16 protein-coding genes are annotated in these 19,438 nt (G+C 36.3%); 7 read left to right on the top strand and 9 right to left on the bottom strand.

The features are described 5' to 3' along the window. The 5 genes from WA249_RS13970 to WA249_RS13950 form a co-directional block, all read left to right on the top strand. Positions 1–2,649, top strand: a 2,649-nt coding sequence (locus WA249_RS13970) for a type I restriction-modification system subunit M (protein ID WP_336169543.1), incomplete at its 5' end; no start/stop codon positions are given. 1 nt (position 2,650) lies between these two features. After that, positions 2,651–3,919 carry a restriction endonuclease subunit S gene (locus tag WA249_RS13965; RefSeq protein WP_336169541.1) on the top strand — a complete coding sequence of 423 codons (1,269 nt, stop codon included), beginning with the start codon at positions 2,651–2,653 and terminating at the stop codon, positions 3,917–3,919. Between the two features lie 78 nt (positions 3,920–3,997). Further along, positions 3,998–7,126: a type I restriction endonuclease subunit R gene (locus tag WA249_RS13960; RefSeq protein ID WP_336169539.1), complete on the top strand. Its 3,129-nt coding sequence runs from the start codon at positions 3,998–4,000 to the stop codon at positions 7,124–7,126. Between the two features lie 54 nt (positions 7,127–7,180). Next, positions 7,181–8,092 carry a GIY-YIG nuclease family protein gene (locus WA249_RS13955; protein WP_336169537.1) on the top strand — a complete coding sequence of 304 codons (912 nt, stop codon included), beginning with the start codon at positions 7,181–7,183 and terminating at the stop codon, positions 8,090–8,092. A gap of 276 nt (positions 8,093–8,368) precedes the next feature. Continuing rightward, complete coding sequence (locus tag WA249_RS13950; RefSeq protein WP_336169535.1) at positions 8,369–9,319, top strand: hypothetical protein; 951 nt, start codon at positions 8,369–8,371, stop codon at positions 9,317–9,319. Positions 9,320–9,573: 254 nt separating this feature from the next. Here the strand turns inward: WA249_RS13950 and WA249_RS13945 are convergent, their stop codons facing one another. The 7 genes from WA249_RS13945 to WA249_RS13915 all read right to left on the bottom strand — a co-directional run bounded on the left by WA249_RS13945 (position 9,574) and on the right by WA249_RS13915 (position 14,049). Next, entirely contained in the window at positions 9,574–10,077 is a 504-nt protein-coding gene (locus WA249_RS13945; RefSeq protein WP_336169533.1) for a hypothetical protein, read from the bottom strand. 126 nt (positions 10,078–10,203) lie between these two features. Further along, positions 10,204–10,731 (bottom strand): hypothetical protein, encoded by a 528-nt coding sequence (locus tag WA249_RS13940; protein WP_336169531.1) that lies wholly within the window; start codon positions 10,729–10,731, stop codon positions 10,204–10,206. A gap of 128 nt (positions 10,732–10,859) precedes the next feature. Beyond that, positions 10,860–11,348, bottom strand: coding sequence for a hypothetical protein (locus WA249_RS13935; protein WP_336169529.1), 489 nt, complete (start codon positions 11,346–11,348; stop codon positions 10,860–10,862). A gap of 14 nt (positions 11,349–11,362) precedes the next feature. Next, on the bottom strand, positions 11,363–11,971 hold the full coding sequence (locus WA249_RS13930) for a hypothetical protein (RefSeq protein WP_191106887.1): 609 nt from the start codon (positions 11,969–11,971) through the stop codon (positions 11,363–11,365). A gap of 9 nt (positions 11,972–11,980) precedes the next feature. Beyond that, a complete protein-coding gene (locus tag WA249_RS13925; RefSeq protein WP_336169526.1) occupies positions 11,981–12,526 on the bottom strand; it encodes a PAAR domain-containing protein in 546 nt (181 codons plus the stop codon). 195 nt (positions 12,527–12,721) lie between these two features. Then, positions 12,722–13,006: a hypothetical protein gene (locus tag WA249_RS13920; RefSeq protein ID WP_004794079.1), complete on the bottom strand. Its 285-nt coding sequence runs from the start codon at positions 13,004–13,006 to the stop codon at positions 12,722–12,724. 767 nt (positions 13,007–13,773) lie between these two features. Next, positions 13,774–14,049 carry a hypothetical protein gene (locus WA249_RS13915; RefSeq protein ID WP_336169525.1) on the bottom strand — a complete coding sequence of 92 codons (276 nt, stop codon included), beginning with the start codon at positions 14,047–14,049 and terminating at the stop codon, positions 13,774–13,776. A gap of 317 nt (positions 14,050–14,366) precedes the next feature. On the opposite strand from WA249_RS13915, the gene WA249_RS13910 reads away from it, so the two are divergent. Both WA249_RS13910 and WA249_RS13905 read left to right on the top strand, forming a co-directional pair. Continuing rightward, complete coding sequence (locus WA249_RS13910) at positions 14,367–15,074, top strand: YoaK family protein (protein WP_336169523.1); 708 nt, start codon at positions 14,367–14,369, stop codon at positions 15,072–15,074. 148 nt (positions 15,075–15,222) lie between these two features. After that, positions 15,223–17,136, top strand: coding sequence for an esterase/lipase family protein (locus WA249_RS13905; protein ID WP_336169521.1), 1,914 nt, complete (start codon positions 15,223–15,225; stop codon positions 17,134–17,136). A gap of 54 nt (positions 17,137–17,190) precedes the next feature. Here WA249_RS13905 and WA249_RS13900 read toward each other — a convergent pair whose 3' ends face one another. Continuing rightward, positions 17,191–18,525, bottom strand: a complete 1,335-nt coding sequence (locus WA249_RS13900; RefSeq protein ID WP_336169519.1) for a basic amino acid/polyamine antiporter — start codon at positions 18,523–18,525, stop codon at positions 17,191–17,193. 5 nt (positions 18,526–18,530) lie between these two features. Next, positions 18,531–19,409 carry a homocysteine S-methyltransferase family protein gene (locus tag WA249_RS13895; protein ID WP_336169517.1) on the bottom strand — a complete coding sequence of 293 codons (879 nt, stop codon included), beginning with the start codon at positions 19,407–19,409 and terminating at the stop codon, positions 18,531–18,533. Positions 19,410–19,438: the final 29 nt, after the last annotated feature.

The following is a 19,438-nucleotide window of genomic DNA, read 5'->3' as shown; positions in this document are numbered from 1 at the left end:
AAATTCTTGTCAGATAAAGAACAAAGTTTTTTAGAGGCTAATGACTTTAGTCAAACAGATATTGAAGCTCTATCAGAAGAAGACATAGACACTGTTAATTTTATTAAAGATCGTATTGGTTATTTTATTGCCTATGATAATTTGTTTTCTACATGGCTAAAAAAAGGTAATGACTTTAATGTTGCCAATGTACGTGATGCCCTTTCTGCTTTTTCTCGTTTAATTAGCCCCTCACATAAAAAAGTATTCGATGGCATTTTTAAAACACTGGAAACAGGTTTAAGTAAACTTGGCGACAATTCAAACAGTCAAACCAAAGCGATTAGTGATTTATTGCAATTGATCAAAGTTATTCCAATGAATAATAAGCAAGACTATGATGTACTTGGCTTTATTTATGAATATTTGATCGGCTCATTTGCTGCCAATGCAGGTAAGAAAGCAGGTGAGTTTTATACACCGCATGAAGTGTCGGTGTTAATGTCTGAAATCATTGCACATCATTTAAAAGACCAACAAGAAATCAAAATTTACGATCCAACAAGTGGGTCGGGGTCATTGCTGATTAACATCGGTACGTCAGTTGCCAAGCACGTTAATGACGAAAATAAAATCAAATATTACGCACAAGAGTTAAAGGAAAATACCTATAACTTAACCCGTATGAATTTGGTGATGCGTGGTATTTTACCTTCCAACATTGTTGCTCGAAATGCTGATACCTTAGAGGATGATTGGCCGTATTTTGATGACAATGATCCGATCAATACCTACGAGCCGTTGTATGTTGATGCAGTGGTATCTAATCCACCGTACTCGCAAGCGTGGGATTCTGCAAATAAAGAATCTGATCCACGTTATTCACGTTTTGGGTTAGCACCAAAAACTAAAGCAGACTATGCATTTCTACTACATGATCTATATCACTTAAAACCTGATGGCATCATGGCGATTGTTCTGCCACATGGAGTATTGTTCCGTGGTGGTGAAGAGGAGCGTATTCGTAAAAACTTGCTTGAAAATAAACATATTGATGCAATCATCGGATTACCTGCCAATATTTTCTTTGGTACAGGTATTCCAACGGTCATTATTATTTTGAAACAACGTCGCCAAAGTAGTGATGTGCTTATTGTTGATGCATCTAAAGGCTTTATCAAAGTTGGTAAAAATAACCATCTACAAGCATCGAACATTAAGAAAATTGTTGATGCTGTTGTACAACGTAAAGATATTGAAGAATTTTCTAAATTAGTCAGCTTGGAAGAAATTCGTGAGCAAGGCTATAACTTAAATATTCCTCGTTATGTAGACTCGTCTGCAACAGCGGAAACTTGGGATATTTATGCCACCATGTTTGGCGGTATTCCAAAAAAAGAAATTGATGCTTATGCCGAGTATTGGAAGGCATTCCCGCAGTTACGCCAAGACTTATTTACTGACAGCGACACACCTTATGTCGATTTAGCCACGATAGAAATTAGTAACGCTATTCATCAGCATGCCAATATTCAAACATTTAAAACGCAATTTAATACAGCTTTTGTCAATTTCCATGATTATTTAAAAGCTGAGTTGATTGGCAAGATGCAGACTTTGCATATTGCACAGCAGGAAAATGTTTTAAGCCAAGATATTTTCAAGCGTTTGGAAAATATTCCTTTAGTTGACAAATATCAAGCCTATCAAGCCTTGGATGATCAATGGCAAAGCATTGCAGGTGATTTGGAAATTATTCAGTCTGAAGGTTTAACTGCTGCCAAAATTGTCAATCCAAATTACATCATTAAAAAGAAAGATGGTAAAGAGCAGGAAGTTCAAGACGGTTGGATCGGTTATGTATTACCATTCGATTTGGTACAACAGCATTTATTGCTTGATGAATTAACAGCCTTACAAGATAAAGAACGTGCTTTAACTGAAGCCAGTGCTGAAATCGAAGCGATTATGGATTCGCTGTCTGAAGAGGAAAAAGATACTTTATTAAATGACGCCAATGACGCTTTTGTAACCATAGAAATTACCAAAGCGTTGAAACAGGCTTTTGAAGATATTGAAACGCCTGAAATTCGTGCGATCAATGAGTTATTAGAATTGCTTGCGAATAAAGCGAAAAAGCCTGAACAGGAACAGTTTGTACAGGGACATCCTGAGGTGCAATGGACCAAGATTGAAGCCAATAAAAACGGCACGTTTGCTGTAGCCAAAGTAAAAGCATATCTAAAAACCTTGCAGGCTAATTTTACTTTTGCTGAAGATTCTCTGGAAGCAAAGTTGTTCCAAGTGGAAGATTTGCTTGCACGGGAGAAAGAGCTGAAAGCTGAGATTAAAGCCGACGCCAATACTTTGCATTTGTTGACTAAAGCTACGATTGAAGCTTTGCAAGATTCACAAGTTTTAGAATTGTTGGAAGCGAAGTGGGTACAACCGATTGTGACTGCGATTTTGGCGTTGCCGATTGAAGTGATTGAGCATTTGACTGATGTGGTGCAGGCTTTAGCAGATAAGTATGCTGTGACCTATACCGAAACCACACAAAAACTCACCGAAGCTGAAAAAAGTCTTGCTGACTTGATTGATGATCTCACTGGTGATGATTTTGATATGCAAGGTTTAGCGCAGTTTCAAGCATTGTTAAAAGGGGCATAATGTGGAAAAGCAAAAAAGCCCTGAGATTCGTTTTCAGCAATTTAACGATACTTGGACTGAAACTTCACTTGGTAATTTAAGTCAAATTCGTAGAGGTGCTAGTCCAAGACCCATAGAAGACCCAAAGTGGTTTGATAAAAGCGGCTTATTTGGCTGGCTAAGAATTGCAGATGTAACCCAACAAAATGGGCGTATTTTTAGTATTGAACAAAAATTATCAGTTCAAGGGCAGCAGAAGACTCTAATTTTAGAAGAGCCGCATTTAATCTTGAGTATTGCTGCAACAGTTGGTAAGCCTGTAATTAATTATGTACCAACGGGTATTCATGATGGTTTTATTGTTTTTTTGAATTTGAACGCTGATAGAGAATTTATTTTTCAATGGCTTGAAAGATTTAGACCAAATTGGTTTAAATTGGGGCAGCCAGGCTCTCAACTGAATTTGAATTCTGAATTGGTAAAGAACCAAAGTATATTTTTATCTCCTCTTATGGAAGAACAAACCCAAATCGGTAACTTTTTCCAAAACCTTGACCAATCTATTGCTTTACATGAAAAGAAACTAGCTCAAACGCAAAATCTAAAAAAAGCAATGTTGGAAAAAATGTTTCCAAAAGCAGGGAGTAAGCAGCCTGAAATTCGTTTAAAAGGGTTTGATGGAGATTGGAATGGTTTGATAATTTCTGATCTTATTGAGGGTGGAATAATAGATAAGCCTATGGATGGGAATCATGGTGAATTGCATCCTACTTCTGCCGATTATATAAAAAGTGGTGTTGCATTTGTCATGGCTAATGATATTTCTAATGGGCAACTAAATTTGAAAAAATGTAAGAATATTTCGTATAAGTTATCAAAAACTTTACAGAAAGGTTTTGCAGTTGAAAATGATGTTTTATTGACCCATAAGGCAACTATAGGTGAAACGGCTATTGTTCCAAAATTAAATACCCCATATTTAGTACTTACGCCCCAAGTCACATACTACAGAGTCTTAAATTCACTAAAATTATCTAACTTTTTTTTGCAATATAGCTTTCAAGCTTCGTATTTCAAAAAAGCGATGTCACTTGCTGTAACAGGTGCAACACGTCTATATATTGGTATAACAGAGCAACAGCAATTACCATTTTTAATAACTTCTTTCAAGGAACAAGAAGCTATCGGGCAATTCTTTAGACAATTAGATGAAACCCTTGTATTACAACATCAACAGCTTCAAACCCTAAAAAATCTTAAACAAGCATTTTTAGAAAAGATGTTTGTTTAGCGTATTTAAAATCAGTCGTTTGAAATTTCACGCGACTGAGTTCGAAACCCCATATTACTTGATAATACAAAATAGACTATGACATTTAAAACAGAAGTAGAATTTGAACAAGCATTTATCGAAACCCTTTTTAACAAGGGCTGGGAAAGTACTGTTCTTAAAAATCCAACGGAACAGGATTTAATCAATAACTGGGCAAAAATTCTTTTTGAAAATAACAACGGTATAGATCGGCTGAATGGTCAGCCACTGACCGACTCAGAAATGGCACAAATCATAGAACAAATAAAAACCTTGCGTACACCTTTGGCACTCAATGGCTTTATCAACGGTAAAACAGTTTCAATTAAACGGGACAACCCAAATGATCTAGCACACTTGGGCAAAGAAGTCAGTCTCAGTATTTATGACCGACAGCAAATTGCGGCTGGCGAAAGCCGTTATCAAATTGTACAACAACCTAAATTCCCAACGTCTTCACCGATTTTAAACGATCGACGTGGTGATATTATGTTGCTGATCAATGGTATGCCACTGTTTCATATTGAACTCAAACGCTCAGGCGTACCTGTCAGTCAGGCAGCACATCAAATCGAAAACTACGCCCGTTCAGGCATTTTCTCTGGACTATTTTCATTGGTACAAATCTTTGTTGCCATGAATCCTAGAGAAACTAAATACTTTGCCAATCCTGGTCCAGATGGAGTTTTTAATTCAAATTATTACTTCAATTGGGCAGATTTTAATAACGAACCAGTCAATTATTGGAAAGACATTGCAGGAACATTGTTGTCTATTCCAATGGCGCATCAGCTTATTGGTTTTTATACCGTTGCTGATAAAACAGATGGTATTTTAAAGGTGATGCGCAGTTACCAATACTTTGCTGTACGAGCTATTTCAGATCGTGTAGCACGTATTGAGTGGGATGGGCGAGATCGGCTAGGTGGGTATATATGGCATACCACGGGTTCGGGTAAAACCATGACCAGTTTTAAATCAGCTTATCTCATCGCAACCTCTAAAGATGCTGATAAAGTCATTTTTCTCATGGATCGTATTGAACTTGGTACGCAGTCATTAGAACAATACAACAACTTTGCCGACACGGATGACTTTGTACAATCCACTGAAAATACCCATGCGCTGATTAGCAAACTCAAAAGTACCAATCCGAATGAAGTCCTGATTGTTAGCTCAATTCAAAAAATGAGTAATATCAAACAGGAAGAAGGTGGACTCAAAGCACATGATATTGAGCAGATGCAGAAAAAACGCATCGTCATTATTGTAGACGAAGCACACCGTTCAACCTTTGGTGATATGTTGATTACCATTAAAGAAACCTTTCCTCAGGCAGTCTTCTTTGGTTTTACTGGAACACCGATTCAAGACGAAAATGAAAAAAAAATGAATACTACAGCAACAGTATTCGGTCATGAGTTGCACCGTTATAGTATCGCTGATGGCATTCGAGATAAAAATGTACTCGGTTTTGATCCTTATCTGATTTCAACTTATAAAGATTCAAAATTACGTGAAGCCGTGGCTTTGGATGAAGCAAAAGCTAATACAATTAAAGAAGCTTTAGACGATCCTAAAAAGAAAGAAATCTACTTACGTTTCATGGATAAAAGTCAGGTTGCTATGGCAGGTCATTGGGACAAAGCCAATAACTATATCAAAGGGATTGAGGATTACTTACCGACAGAGCAGTATCGTCGCCCAGCACATCAAAATAAAGTTGTTGAGGATATTTTAGAAAACTGGATTCAATATAGCCAAAATAATAAATTTCATGGCATGTTTGCGACCAGTAGTATTAGCGAGGCAATTGAATATTATCGCTTATTTAAGAAGCATAAACCTGAGCTAAAAATTACGGCACTGTTTGATCCAAATATTGATAATAACGAAAATGCTAAATTCAAAGAAGATGGTTTAGTTGAGATTATCAGTGACTATAACATACGCTATGGCATGGAGTTCAGTCTAGCCACCCATGCCAAAATGAAGCGTGATATTGCAGACCGTTTAGCCCATAAAGAGTTATACAAACGTGTAGAACATACCCCCGAAAAACAGCTTGATCTACTGATTGTAGTCGATCAGATGCTAACAGGTTTTGACTCTAAGTGGGTCAATACTTTGTACTTGGATAAAATGCTTGAGTATGCAAACTTGATTCAAGCATTCTCACGTACCAACCGCTTATTTGGTAAAGATAAGCCATTCGGTATCATTCGATATTACCGACGTCCTCACACTATGAAACGTAATATTGATTCGGCTGTAAAGTTGTATTCAGGCGATAAACCTTTGGCTTTATTTGTAGATAAGCTGCAAGACAACCTAAATAAATTAAACGCTATTTTTATTGATATAGAACAAATATTTAAAAGTGCAGATATCGAAAACTTTGAAAAGTTACCTGAAGACAAAGAGGCTTGTGGTCAGTTTGCAAAGCTATTTAAACAATTGAATGAACATCTTGAAGCTGCAAAAATTCAGGGCTTTAATTGGAACAAGCTTACTTATAGCTTTGATGACAACGACTCTAGTAAACCACCATTTCAAGTTGAAGTAGATGAGCAAACATACTTAATTCTTGCTTTACGTTATAAAGAATTATTTGCTGAAGGTGGGAGTGGTGGAGGTGGAGGCAGTATTCCATTTGAGATTGAAGGTTATTTGACAGAGATTGATACTGATAAGATTGATTCGGATTACATGAACAGTCGCTTTACCAAATATTTAAAAGCACTTTACGATGGTGAAAAGGCAGTATCTGTTGAACAAGCTCTAAATGAATTACATAAAAGTTTTGCAGCTTTGACGCATGATGAACAGAAAATTGCAAATATCTTTTTACATGATGTTCAGCGTGGCGATGTGAAATTAATAGAGGGAAAAACTTTTAGAGATTACATCACTGAGTATCAGTTTAAAGCTAAAGAAGATGAAATATATGAGATAGTTAGTTCATTCGGCTTGGATGAGCCAATGCTGAGAAAAATATTAAGTGCATATGTTACTGAAAACAATATTGATGAGTTTGGGCGTTTTGGAGAATTGTTGAATTCTGTGGATAATGCGAAAGCAAAGCAGTATTTTGAAAAGAAAGAAGGGCAAACAATCCCAGCCTTTAAGGTTAAAGTAAAAACCGATAAACTTTTAAGAGAGTTTATTTTAACTAATAAAAAATAGTTTTTGATCGTGATGTGATGGACTCAATTTGATTGCAGTATTCTAGGGGGAGTCGTGGGACAAGGTAAAAGTGTTAAATTGTTTTTGGCTGATGGAACACCTAATGGGATTTTAACAGCCGAAATTATTAACTGGACAGGACATGTGCTTTCTGCCCCCCGTAGTAAATTAGCTGAGTTGATCCAGCGTGAAGAATGTACAAAAACAGGTGTATATTTTCTCATTAGCCATGATCCAGAAAATCCATTATATCCAAGAGTGTATATTGGGGAGTCGGATGATGTGGCTAATCGTTTAAAACAACATAACCGAACAGAAGAGAGTGGTGGGAAAGATTTCTGGGAAAAGGTTTGTTTAGTTACAAGTAAAGACCAGAATTTGACTAAAGCCCATATCAAATATCTTGAAAGTCGTCTGATGGATATTGCTAAACAAAATGGACAATGTCAGCTCGAAAATGGTACAGCACATACTTATAGTCGCTTACCTGAATCAGATATTGCTGATATGGAGTTTTTTTTAGAGCAAATACAAATTGTTTTGCCTGTATTAGGTTACGATTTTCTCAAAGATTTAAAAAGACCTAGCTATCAACAATACTTATCAAAAACGCATAGTTTTATAGAACGTGAGATTGATAAAACAGCAAATTTTTATTTATCTAGCCGTGAAGTAGATGCTAAAGCACAAGAGATAGATGGAGAGTTTTTTGTTTTAAAAGGCTCACAAGTAAAAAGAGTATCATCCTCTACCTTTAATTATACAAAATTGCGTAACTATTTAATTGAAAATGAAATTATTGACTCTAAAGATTTTACTTTTAACCAAGATTATCTGTTTAGTAGCCCATCTGCAGCATCCGGTGTAATACAAGGTCGTTCATCGAATGGACGAAAAGAGTGGAAAGAAATAAATACTCATTTAACTTATGCAGAGTGGCAGCAACAACAAGTAGATAGTGCATAAGTTTAGACAGTAGAAATAAAAATTTAATTGATTTTTCTAATTATGAGTCCTTTTTAACAAACAGAACTTTACCTTTTATTGATCTGAAGGGACACAAGCATATTGCAACATACAAGGGACACAGGTATTCAAAAGGAGACAATTAGCTAAACAATATGTGAAAACATACTCTGAAATTTGGGGAAGTTTCAAAAAGATGATTACTCCGCTGGGGAGCGTTTTAATAAAACGGTAATCATTCATTTTTAAATAATTTATAAGATTTGGTTAGATCAAATGAACAACTTAATAACGAGATTTTTAAGTAATCTGGGGCAGTGGCATGAAACAGCACTCACAACGACTAAAGCCGTTATTGCTATAGGTATACTATGCTTAGTCGCATATTTAGTGACGATTAGCTATATCCCTTCGGAAATTAGCTTTGGTGATACGCTCATTTTTTTACTGATTTTTGCAGCATGTTCTATTATTTATGCAGGGTTAAGCACGATATTGTTTTTCTTTGGTATTTCCTTAGTTCCATTGACATATATCATCTTTAGTATGGTTGATAAGTATTTACCACCTCATATCAGAATTGGACAAAAACTGCTATTTCCAAAGATTAGCATTACCACATTGGCTGCATCCCTTTATCTGGTATATGTTATTCATAGTTTGTTTTTACTGCATTGGAAAATCAATCTTTACATAGGTATTACCGTATTTTTTATTGCCTTTACTTATTATCCTTTTTATATCAACCGACAGAAGATTAAAGAATTTCGTATAAAGTTTGAGAATTTGCAAGATATTATTGATGACCCAGAGGCAAGTGATCATCTTAAAACATTTGCGATAAAGAAGTTCAAAAGATTAGAAACGCATATTAATGATAGCTTACAAGTCGCCATTATTTTGATCTTGATACCACTTGTCCCCATGTTTTTTATTGAAGAGGTTGGTAACACGTTTCTAAACTACGCTATGCAAAAAACTGGTGTAAGAATAGAAAAAGCAACTTTATACATCAAAGAACCTTATGCGAATTTAATTGAATTACCAAAATCAACCACTAAAGAATTGAGTCAGTATAAAACCTTTATTTTTAAAGATCTTAAAGTATTATTTCAAGGCATTGGTAAAAGTACTTTAGTATCTTATAAGGTGAAGGATATTGAAAAGCAGTTAGTGATTCCTAATGAATATATTACTGTAGAGCGTACTCATAAGGCCGATAAGTAAAGTTATATATTATTCACTATTAACAGTTAACCTTGCTCCAAGGTTCTGTGCAACAAATGAATCTTAAGTTTTACACCGACTTAGAGTAGAACTCCATTACAGCTACTCTTACCTTATCTTTAGATGGGTAACCATCCCAAAAAAATTCAGTAAAAAAGCCACTTATGATAAGTGGCTTTTTTTGACTCATTATTTACGGCAATTATCTTAGCCGAGTTCATATTTACCACTAGACTCATTTCATCAATATCAAATTACTTTAAATTGATACACTGTAATTGGCTTAAGTAGTCTTTGTCTGAACTGAGTCTTTTAAGGTAGATTGGCTGATAAGATAAGGCTCGCTTGGTACTGTCTTGGATACTAGGTGGAGCTTTCTTTAAATCAATAAGCGTTGAGTATTTTTGAATAAACTTATTCATGATACAAAGTCCATCTACTGCTTCTAACGTAATTTTTTTATTGGCTATAATATCATTTTCGAAACTATCTTTATCTGTTTCATAATTCCCTATGAGTGAATCTACTTTACGAACTGTATAGATAAGAAGTTCATTACTCATCTCAGATTTAGTATTAATAGTGTTATATGCTGTTATATATAATCGTCTCGATTGGGCTATATCATCTGCAACAGCAAGAGTTCTTGATGCAAGTGCATTGCTAATTTCAGCTTCTCGTTCTTTCTGACTTGTATTATCTGCATGACTATAATCCATCAATGCAACACTAAATAATAATATAGCTAAACGTTTCATAAGTTTTAGTGCTTTGCTTTCTTTTATCAGGATGCTCGACTCATACAATCAATAAAAACGTAAATGTATCAATTTTGAGTTAAGGCATTTTTAAAAAAGCCCTGAACAATCAAGGCTTTTTCTAGTTTACTTTAATTTTTTACATTCAATATCATTTAACGGTGAATCAGTTTTTATTATGATTTTTTCAATTTTGGGTTGAAGTACCAAAGCCTCTTTTGAGAGTTCTTTAGCTTTAGCTGATATCTCACTTCCGCTTTTTTCTTTAAGTTTTATATATTTTTCAATGTATTTATTACTTACACATAATGAATCTAATGCATCAATTGACATCTTGCTTTTTTGGCCCGAAGCCATTAAATCTAGGTCATCATTAAGCTTTATGTTTAAAGAATCGTAAGTTGTATTGACTGCATACATTAAAAAAGTGGCATAACTTAGCAATTGATCATTAGTTTGAGTTACCTTGTTAGCTTCATTGTATGCTGCTTTATATAAGAATTTTGTGTAATAAAGCTGATTAAACTGGGCATAGAGTGATGCTTCATATGCTTGGGTTATATCAGCTTCAGTAATTCTATGTTTTTGAGGGCGGACTTGGCTACATGCTACAGTTAAAAGAGACAATAAAATAATACAAAGTTTAGATTTCACAATTAATTAACCATTTCTTATTCAGGCAGGGAATAACTAGATTTAGCTATAACTAATTTATAAAATTAGCTATATAAAGCTCCTTTTAATTGGAGCTTTATATAGTAATATTTAATTAATATTTTCAATTATTTACAAACTTGCTGAAAAGTTGCTAGAGATTTTTCTTTGCTATCTCTTAGCTTGATAATTTCATATCTTGCTTCGTATAGTTGCTTAACACTTTTCTTGGTGTCTTCGGTGATATTGGCTTTATATTGTTCATCCATATTATTTATATAGTTTTGCATGTAGACGGTCAGCCAACAGACATCGTTGAGATCGGTATAATCAAACTTATTCTTATCTAAGCCAGTTAACCAATTACCATACTCATCATTCAGTAGACTTTGTGCAGCTCTTACTTTTACAAAAGTATTTTTGAAAATGATCTCTTTTAGAGCTGGTTCTTGTTTTACGTCTTTATTGGCTTCCAAAATCAACTTTCTATTATCAGTAACGTAATTCTTGAAGTCCTTTTGAATAAATGTATCTACATCCTCTTTTTCAGATGCTTTACATCCATTGAAGCCAACCAAAAGAAGCGGTGCTAAAAATATTAATATCGTTTTCTTCATATTATTACTCGTGACTAGAAACTACTGAGCGGCGGTGTATATTGATATTGTCGTATAAACTGCGATACGGTAGCACTATCATAAGGACGACCAAATACTTTCTTATACATATTCTCATTAATTAGATATGGTCCATTATTCTCATGGATGGCAATAGCATTCCCCGCTAAAACAGGCTTGTTTGCATTGGAAAGGGCAAGATCAATAACTTCACCAAAGTTTTTCTTAGCAATTGCCATACGTGCTGTAAAAGAATCTTTAGCAAGTTCTCTAATAAAAGTTGAGCCTTCATTTAAGGAATGCTTTTGAGCATACATCGTGAACTTAAGATACATCATTGTATGAAAAGAATATCTTTCTAAAACTGATTCACTAAACTGACGTAAATCATACTCAAGCCCAAAACGAATTGCTAAATCGTGTTCAAAAGGTATTCTGTTTTTGACACCATCCCATTGACCTTGATCCATCATAAAGGTGTAAGGCACTGTAGTATGATAATTAAGAATTTTAACAATACTATTGCATAATAATGGATCTAATAATTCATCTGCATGACAGACTTTAACTTCATTATCTAAAGATGGAATTAATGTTGGTGAGAAAACTCTATCTTGTGCCATTTTAAATCCTTACAGTGGAGGTAACGGTTTAGAAGCATCAATGGTCTGAAACTCTACTTCATCTGGTGAGTCAGCATTGATGACATGGGTTTTACCTTCTTTATCCGTCCAACCGGTTTCTACTTTTCCATCCTTTTTGTAAATAATTGAATAGGGAATCTCACTAAAAACTTTTTGGGTCTTTTCATCCTTTAATTGGAACTGAATACCATATTCTTTAGATTTGTCTTCTACAAAGCTATCTTGAGTTTGAGCTTTACTCGGTGGTGAACTTTGAGCAGAACCGCCACCATTATCTTGAACTACTAAGTTTTGTTGAGGTAATAACTTACAGCCACAGGAAAGAGAGTCGTTAACACGGGCAGCAGCTTTCCCAAAGATTTGCATATACGGGTCGCCAGAAACAATCGTTGCGACAATTTTATGGGTGGGGCAGGTAGCTTTGTCACCGACGCAAGCAACGGGAATACCGTCGACTAGGAACATACTGTTCCCAGAAATTACTTGACCACCGCCACTAGTGGGGCAGCCTATTGTTATATATGGTGTTGCCAAACTTATTCCTTCTTATCTTCATGAAGTGCCCAAAGCATACCAAATAGGGGGTAGACAATACTGTATAGTTTTATTGTTCAGTAGAGCCGACTTATTGCTCCAAGGCCCCCATGCCACAACAGAACTTTAATTTTTTGCGCTGATTTAAAGTAATCTACCATTGCGACACAGAGATAAGGGAGCTAAGCCAAACGCTTAGCCCATGTCTTCTTTATCGCACCGCCGCATCACACTAAAAAAAGTAGGGGCAAAGTCCTGTGGGAGAGCAGGACTTTGCAAACTGACATGTTCTAGACGTTGCATAAGCTTATGCGAATACACTTGTTCAAGCCGTTGGTAAATACAGTCGCAACTGGCTTGGGTGTGCCCACCAGACAGGCAAATTTCTTCAAAATCCTGCTGAGTGTGAATGTCGCAACCAGAAACACCGTAATCGCCTATTAAAAGGCTTAAAGCCAAAATAGGTTTATAAAGTTTCATATTATTCTCGTGATAATTTTCACTAAGTTATTAATAAAAAATAAGCCGCTTATATTTAAAGTATTAAAATCATTTTTAAAGGCAATAACTAACCTGCCTGTAATACAGAAAAATAAAATGATTAAAATTTTAAAATAAAATTATTTATAAATTTAAAATATTTTAGGTGAGAGAAAGCCTAAATTTTAAATAAATAAAATTACGAGAGAGGATAGGGGATTAATATAAAAAATGGCATGGTCAACTCCTAGAATTTATGGAGCTCTACCACCAAAGATCACCGTCAATTGATTATGGTGGTAGAACGAAAAGGGGTTAGCAGACTGGGATCCAAGGAACCAGCACGCGCAAGCGCGTCCCCCTCCCGTCCTACCGCAAAGAAAAGGGACGCAAGGGTCTAACGACTTATAGTGGAACTATAACCCGCCATGGATCTACGGTCTGCTAAAACCGACTGGCAATGTAGGCCAGCGAGACCATAATAATCATAAGTTTTTAACAGGTCAATTCAATTTAAATAAAATATTATAAAAAATTAAAATATAAATTTATATTTTAATTAAACTCAAAAGTTTATCTATTTAAAGTGGTAAATTAATAACGATAATAAAGTTAAACTAAACCATTATATGGAATTTAAAATAGGTGATGGTAACTCGTAAATGCATGGCGCTGGTCCAAGACTTTATAAGCCATAGTATTTATTTTTAACTTATAGATAAGAACTTAAAAAAACCTTGCTAGTTTGTTCTAATGAACTCGTGACCTTATGTCTGACACTGTTGCATAGTACGCAGCATGGTTTTCACAAAATCACGTGGTACTTCTGGACTTTGTAGACTTAAATTTCCAAGATTATGCATAAGTTTAGGCGAATATTGCTGTTCTAAACGGCGGTGAATACACAGACATGTTGTGCGGCTATGTCCAGCTGCGATGCATTTTGAGTAAAAGTCACGGTGAGCATGATTTTTATAGCCAGCAGAGGCAATTGATACAAATAATAATCCACCCAAAAAAACTAAAAAATTATAAAAAGACATATTCCTTCTCATTGTTGTTTTCTTTATCAAATACTTAGCATAAGGGTGTTCTGTACAAAACACTCATAAAACTCGTGGCTTCATCATAGTTAGAACGGTTTTAGAGGTCAAATTGATTTGAAGTTGATAACCGTTTATTGTTTTAAAAACACACAATTTTAATTGTTGCCATTTTAAAGACAGTGTTGCGACATTAAACACTCTATGTTTTTACATGTTTTTTTGTTTTTATAAATGCTTTAGCTTTGATTTGTTTTTAAATATTTAAAACATCTTTGTACTGAATTTAATGACTTTAAAATAACAGGATGCTGTTTATGCCAGATACCTCAACTCAACAAGAGACACAAAGTACATGGGCACTATGTCGAGATCCTGTTTTACTGACCATGGTAGGCGGGGCAATTGATACCATTGGCTTTATTGCGTTATTTGGTTTTTTTACCGCGCATGTAACGGGTAACTTGGTACTTGCAGGGGCAGCATTAGTAAAGGGCGGAACAGGCGTCTGGATTAAGCTTGCTGCTATTCCACTGTTTATTTTGACGGTGGTTATTACCAAACTGTTAATTGACCGTAGTCAGGCCAAACACAAAACGCTGTCTTATTTATTTTTGTTTGAAGCTATTTTCCTGTGTGCCTTTATGGTTGCTGGGCTTTATTTTGAACCATTTAAAAATGCCGATGCGATTACGGTTGCTATCACAGGTGGACTCGGTCTAATTGCTCTAGCTATTCGTAATACTTCCAGCAAAACGCTTATTAAAAATATTAGCCCAAGTACCATGATGACCGGTAACACCACACAACTTGGGATTGATATTGCCAACTTGCTAAAAAACAATAATGAGGCCAATCGGGTCAGTTTGCTTAAAAGCGCCAGTATTGTAATTGGCTTTGTGATTGGTGCTTTTATGGGGGCTGTGCTTTATGTCTATTTTGACTTTTGGAGTGTAGCGCCGTTTATTTTACCAATTTTTTATTTTTCTTATTTGGCTTCACAGCAGAAGTTTAAACAAGCTTAAACAGAGCTGTTGAAAGAGCCTGAATTTTAAGAAATTCGGGCTTTTATTTTTTCAATAAAGCACCATTGAAGTTGAGCTGAAATTGTTCGTTCACAGCTTTACAGGCATAATGACGAGTGGGGAAATACATTCGATAAAGGAATGCACAATGACAAAGTCTGGCCATTATTTAATGCTCACAATAATGGGACTGCTCAGCGGTTGTCAGGTCATTCATTTAAAAGAAAGTAACTTAAGCAGCGCTTTAAAAAGTAAAAATGAAAGTATTCTGACTGACAATACTTTAAGTCATCAAACCCAAAACTTGCTGTATTTAGTCAAAAAAGATGAAAAGTCTTGTCTGCAAAATTTTGATGATTGTTTAAATAAAATTCAGAGCTTGTCTGAAAATAGCAGCCGAGAAGAACGTTATGCTGCGCTCAGTGAAATTTATTTGGCAAAAGCTTTAGACGTCGGACGTAGTAGCCAATGTAATGTCAGCAGTAAAAGTAGTAGTTGCATTGAGCAAGAGTTAGCACTGTTTGATAAAAGCTTGCGCTATAGTTATGTCTATTTGTTTGACTCAGAAGATTCGTCTTTCGATCGAGTGTTCGACCATCGCCAAAATCAGGTGCGTATTTTTTATAACGTGGCTTTGTCGAAGCTTATGACCACGTATTTTAATCATTTAAATACACATCGCTTTCCACCATTGCTTAAAGCTGATGGGCATGAGTACCACGTCAATTTTGACCATGCTGTAGATGTACAAAAAATTGAAGTCGATACTTTTCGCTCAAGCTATAACATGAACTTTTCTGGCTTTAATACCGTTAACCGTAAGGATGGTTTAGGGGCGGAGTTTATTGTTGGGCGTAAAGAAAATGATATAAATCACGGCTTCATTTTAGACCCCGATGCTTTTTATGCTCATCAAACCAATCCGAACATACATTTACCACGCTTCTTTCCAGTCACTGCCATTGCTTACCCAAAACAAAAAGCCACAGCTGAACAGGTCATTGCTGGGGCAGATTTAGAAATTGCGATGTTTGATCCATATCGACAAAGCCGTGTAAAAGTTGAAGGTGTGGACTATCCGCTCACTGCAAACTATTCGGCGCCTTATGGGCTATGGCTGTCGAAATATAATTTAGGTGCAGCAGGTTATTGGTCTTTAATTAATAAAGAAAACAATTTGATCATGCCGCATTTATATATGCTGGAACCTTTTAACCCCAATAAAAAAATCATTGTATTTATTCATGGCTTAGCAAGTAGCCCAGAGGCTTGGGTGAGTCTAACCAATGACATGATGGGCGATGCCGAATTAAGGAATAACTATCAAGTTTGGCAGGTGTTTTATTCAACCAATATGCCGATTTTTGAAAGTCGTTTTCAGATTTATTCTTTGCTGAATCAGGCTTTTCAAAGTGTTGCTAAAGATAGCTACGCTGCACATGATGCAGTACTGGTCGGGCATAGTATGGGCGGAGTGATTAGCCGCCTATTGGTAAGTGATGCCGATGTTTCAGAGCAAGCCATGCAAAAAATGAATGAAGCGCAGTTAAATCGTTTAAAAGAAAATCCTGTGGTGCTAGAGCGTTTTCAATTCAAAGCTTTGCCTTATTTTAAGCGGGTTGTTTTTGTTTCGGCACCGCATCATGGCACAGATTACGCTGACCGATGGTTTACTCAAATTGCACGCCGTGTTATTCGTTTGCCAGCCGATTTCTTTATTGCAGTCGAAATGAGAGATGAGAAAAATACAAAACTCAGAAAAGGTTTAATTGAAAACGGAGCGAGTAATTTAAGTCGTTCTTCCAATTTTATGCAGCTCACACAAGCTATTCAGCCATCGCCACAAGTGGTCTATCATTCGATTATGGGCAATATTAATGGCACGACTGATAAGTTAAAAAGTAGTGATGGGATTGTGCCTTATCAAAGTTCACATTTAGGTGGTGAACAGTCGGAACTAATTATTAAGGGCGGACATTCGATTCAAACTACCCCAGAAGCGATTTTAGAATTACGGCGTATTTTAAGATTGCATTTAAAGCAGTCACAGCCTTCAAAATAGAAATTTTTGTTTTAGAAAACCACTGCTGAAATGACTCAACAGTGGTTGAAATGATTAATTAAACTGATTTTGTTTGAGTGATTTTTTATGCTCAAAATAGCTGATTGAAAAAATAACTAAGCCGACCAAATACAACACTACAGACAGGAGCAATAAATCTAATCCTGCTGCGTAGAGCAACCAAAGTGCATAAATTGAAGCGACGCTTGCAATGGCAATATGTGGTGTGCGTTTGTGGCGAATCGATTCTTTAAGATAAAAAGCCGACACCAGAAAATAAGGCAGCAAAATCATTACCGATGAAATCAATAAAAGCTGGGTGTAGTTTTTATTGAAAAAATACACCGCAATCAATGCACCTTGCACGACAATGGTGGTGAGCCAAAGTGATGAAATGGGTACATTATTTTGATTATTCTTTAAAAATAATTTCGGGAATGCCCCATTTTTTGCAGCCAAATATGGAATTTCAGTGGCGAATAATGTCCAGCTTAAATAAGATGAAGAAACTGAAATAATAAGCCCGATAGTAATAACGATTGTGCCTGGTAAACCGATCAGTTGCTGCAAAATGGTTGCCATTGATGGGTTGTGCATGCCAGCAAGGGCTTCACGACTCACCACGCCATAAGCCAATACTGTCACCATGACGTAAAAAGTTAACGCCAGTAACACACCTAAAATGGTCGCTTTACCAATGTCATAACGGTTTTTTGCACGCGATGATAAAACCACAGCACCTTCAATACCGGTAAATACCCAAAGGGTAATGAGCATCAGGTCTTTCACTTGCTGCCAAAGTGGGACTTTTAAAGAGAAGTCATTTAAGTTGAGTTTGAACAAATCAAACTTAAAGGCAATGAAGGTAAAGAAGATGAAAACCACCATTGGAATGATTTTGGCAATGGTTGCCAGTAAATTCACAATCGCAGCTTCTTTAATGCCTCGACTCACTAACCAGTGCACCAGCCATACAAAAATGCTTGAACCAATCAGAGAGTAAAGCGTATTGCCTTCACCAAAAATAATATGGTCTTTGCTATCGGTAAACATGCCGACACCTGAAAAGGCAATTACGACATAGCCGACAATACCAATGGTGGTACACAACCAATAACCCCACGCCGAGCAAAATCCAATCAGGTCACCAAAACCTTCACGCGCATAGTTATAAATACCACCGTCAAGATCTGGTCGTTGACGCGTTAAATGTAATAGCGTGAGGGCCAAGAAAATAATGCCGACTCCGGTAATGAGCCATGCAACAAGAAGGGCAGAGCCGTTAGCGACTTGAGCCATATTTTGGGGAAGGCTAAATACGCCTGACCCCACCATAGAACTAAAGACCAGCGCTGTAAGAGACAACAATCCAATTTTGGCAGCAGACATGGTATTTATTCTTTAAAAAATTGAGAAAGTTCAGCAATGTGTTCTGGACCAATGCCACAGCAACCGCCGACTAGACTTGCACCTGCTTTTTGCCATTGTTTAGCAAAACCAAGATAAGCTGGAGCGTCTAAGTCTTTACGAATTTCATCCAGTCCATCGTTGGCAGTAGCACTTTCATCTTGTGGTGGGAAAGCATTGGCATAAGCACCAATCTGCACCGACTCTGGAACGAGTCCTTTAATTTGATTAATTGCTTGCAAGATCACTTCAGGTTGGCAGCAGTTAAATAACACTGCTTTGGCATTTGATTGTTTGATGAAATCAGCCACTTGTTGCATGTTTTCGCCAGAGCGAAGTAGCGCTTGTTCATGTTTAATTTCATCTTGCAGCGTGAATGACACCCAATAGTCTTTACCATCTTTTGGTAATAATGCATGAACTGTTTCGACTTCTTTTAAGCACGATTGAGTTTCAGCGAGCCAAAAATCAACCTCTGGTGCCAATGTGTTAATGATTGGCTCAGCAAGGTTTTTAGCTTGTTCAGGTTGGAACAAGTCTGCACGATAAGAGCCAAATAACGGCGGTAAGCAGCCTGCGATTTTGACATTTTTGCCGCTTTCTTTAACTGCATTTTTTGCTTGCTCAATAGCGACTTGAATTAAACGCACGCCGTCAGTTTCAAAGCGTTCTTGTCCAATATGAAAAGGTACAACTGCATAGTTGTTAGTGGTAATCACTTCTGAACCCGCGTTAATAAAATCGAGGTGTACTTCTTTTACTGTTTCAGGTGCTTCAATCAGTGCAAGTGCAGACCATTCTGGTTGACGAAATGGAGCACCACGACGAGCCAATTCACGGCCTAAACCACCATCTAAAATTTTCATAAATTACAACATAAAGGGAGAAAAAATAT

The sequence above is a fragment of the Acinetobacter sp. 161(2023) genome, from assembly GCF_037027805.1.
GTDB lineage: Bacteria > Pseudomonadota > Gammaproteobacteria > Pseudomonadales > Moraxellaceae > Acinetobacter.
Note: the sequence above shows the minus strand (reverse complement) of the source record. Positions and strands in the feature narration are given on the sequence as shown.

What these genes read in the sequence shown, in the direction of transcription:
- WA249_RS13960 (WP_336169539.1), top strand. Translation starts at nt 3,998, where the DNA reads ATGACATTTAAAACAGAAGTAGAATTTGAACAAGCATTTATCGAAACC.
- WA249_RS13950 (WP_336169535.1), top strand. Translation starts at nt 8,369, where the DNA reads ATGAACAACTTAATAACGAGATTTTTAAGTAATCTGGGGCAGTGGCAT.
- WA249_RS13945 (WP_336169533.1), bottom strand. Translation starts at nt 10,077, where the DNA reads ATGAAACGTTTAGCTATATTATTATTTAGTGTTGCATTGATGGATTAT.
- WA249_RS13935 (WP_336169529.1), bottom strand. Translation starts at nt 11,348, where the DNA reads ATGAAGAAAACGATATTAATATTTTTAGCACCGCTTCTTTTGGTTGGC.
- WA249_RS13930 (WP_191106887.1), bottom strand. Translation starts at nt 11,971, where the DNA reads ATGGCACAAGATAGAGTTTTCTCACCAACATTAATTCCATCTTTAGAT.
- WA249_RS13920 (WP_004794079.1), bottom strand. Translation starts at nt 13,006, where the DNA reads ATGAAACTTTATAAACCTATTTTGGCTTTAAGCCTTTTAATAGGCGAT.
- WA249_RS13915 (WP_336169525.1), bottom strand. Translation starts at nt 14,049, where the DNA reads ATGTCTTTTTATAATTTTTTAGTTTTTTTGGGTGGATTATTATTTGTA.
- WA249_RS13910 (WP_336169523.1), top strand. Translation starts at nt 14,367, where the DNA reads ATGCCAGATACCTCAACTCAACAAGAGACACAAAGTACATGGGCACTA.
- WA249_RS13905 (WP_336169521.1), top strand. Translation starts at nt 15,223, where the DNA reads ATGACAAAGTCTGGCCATTATTTAATGCTCACAATAATGGGACTGCTC.
- WA249_RS13900 (WP_336169519.1), bottom strand. Translation starts at nt 18,525, where the DNA reads ATGTCTGCTGCCAAAATTGGATTGTTGTCTCTTACAGCGCTGGTCTTT.
- WA249_RS13895 (WP_336169517.1), bottom strand. Translation starts at nt 19,409, where the DNA reads ATGAAAATTTTAGATGGTGGTTTAGGCCGTGAATTGGCTCGTCGTGGT.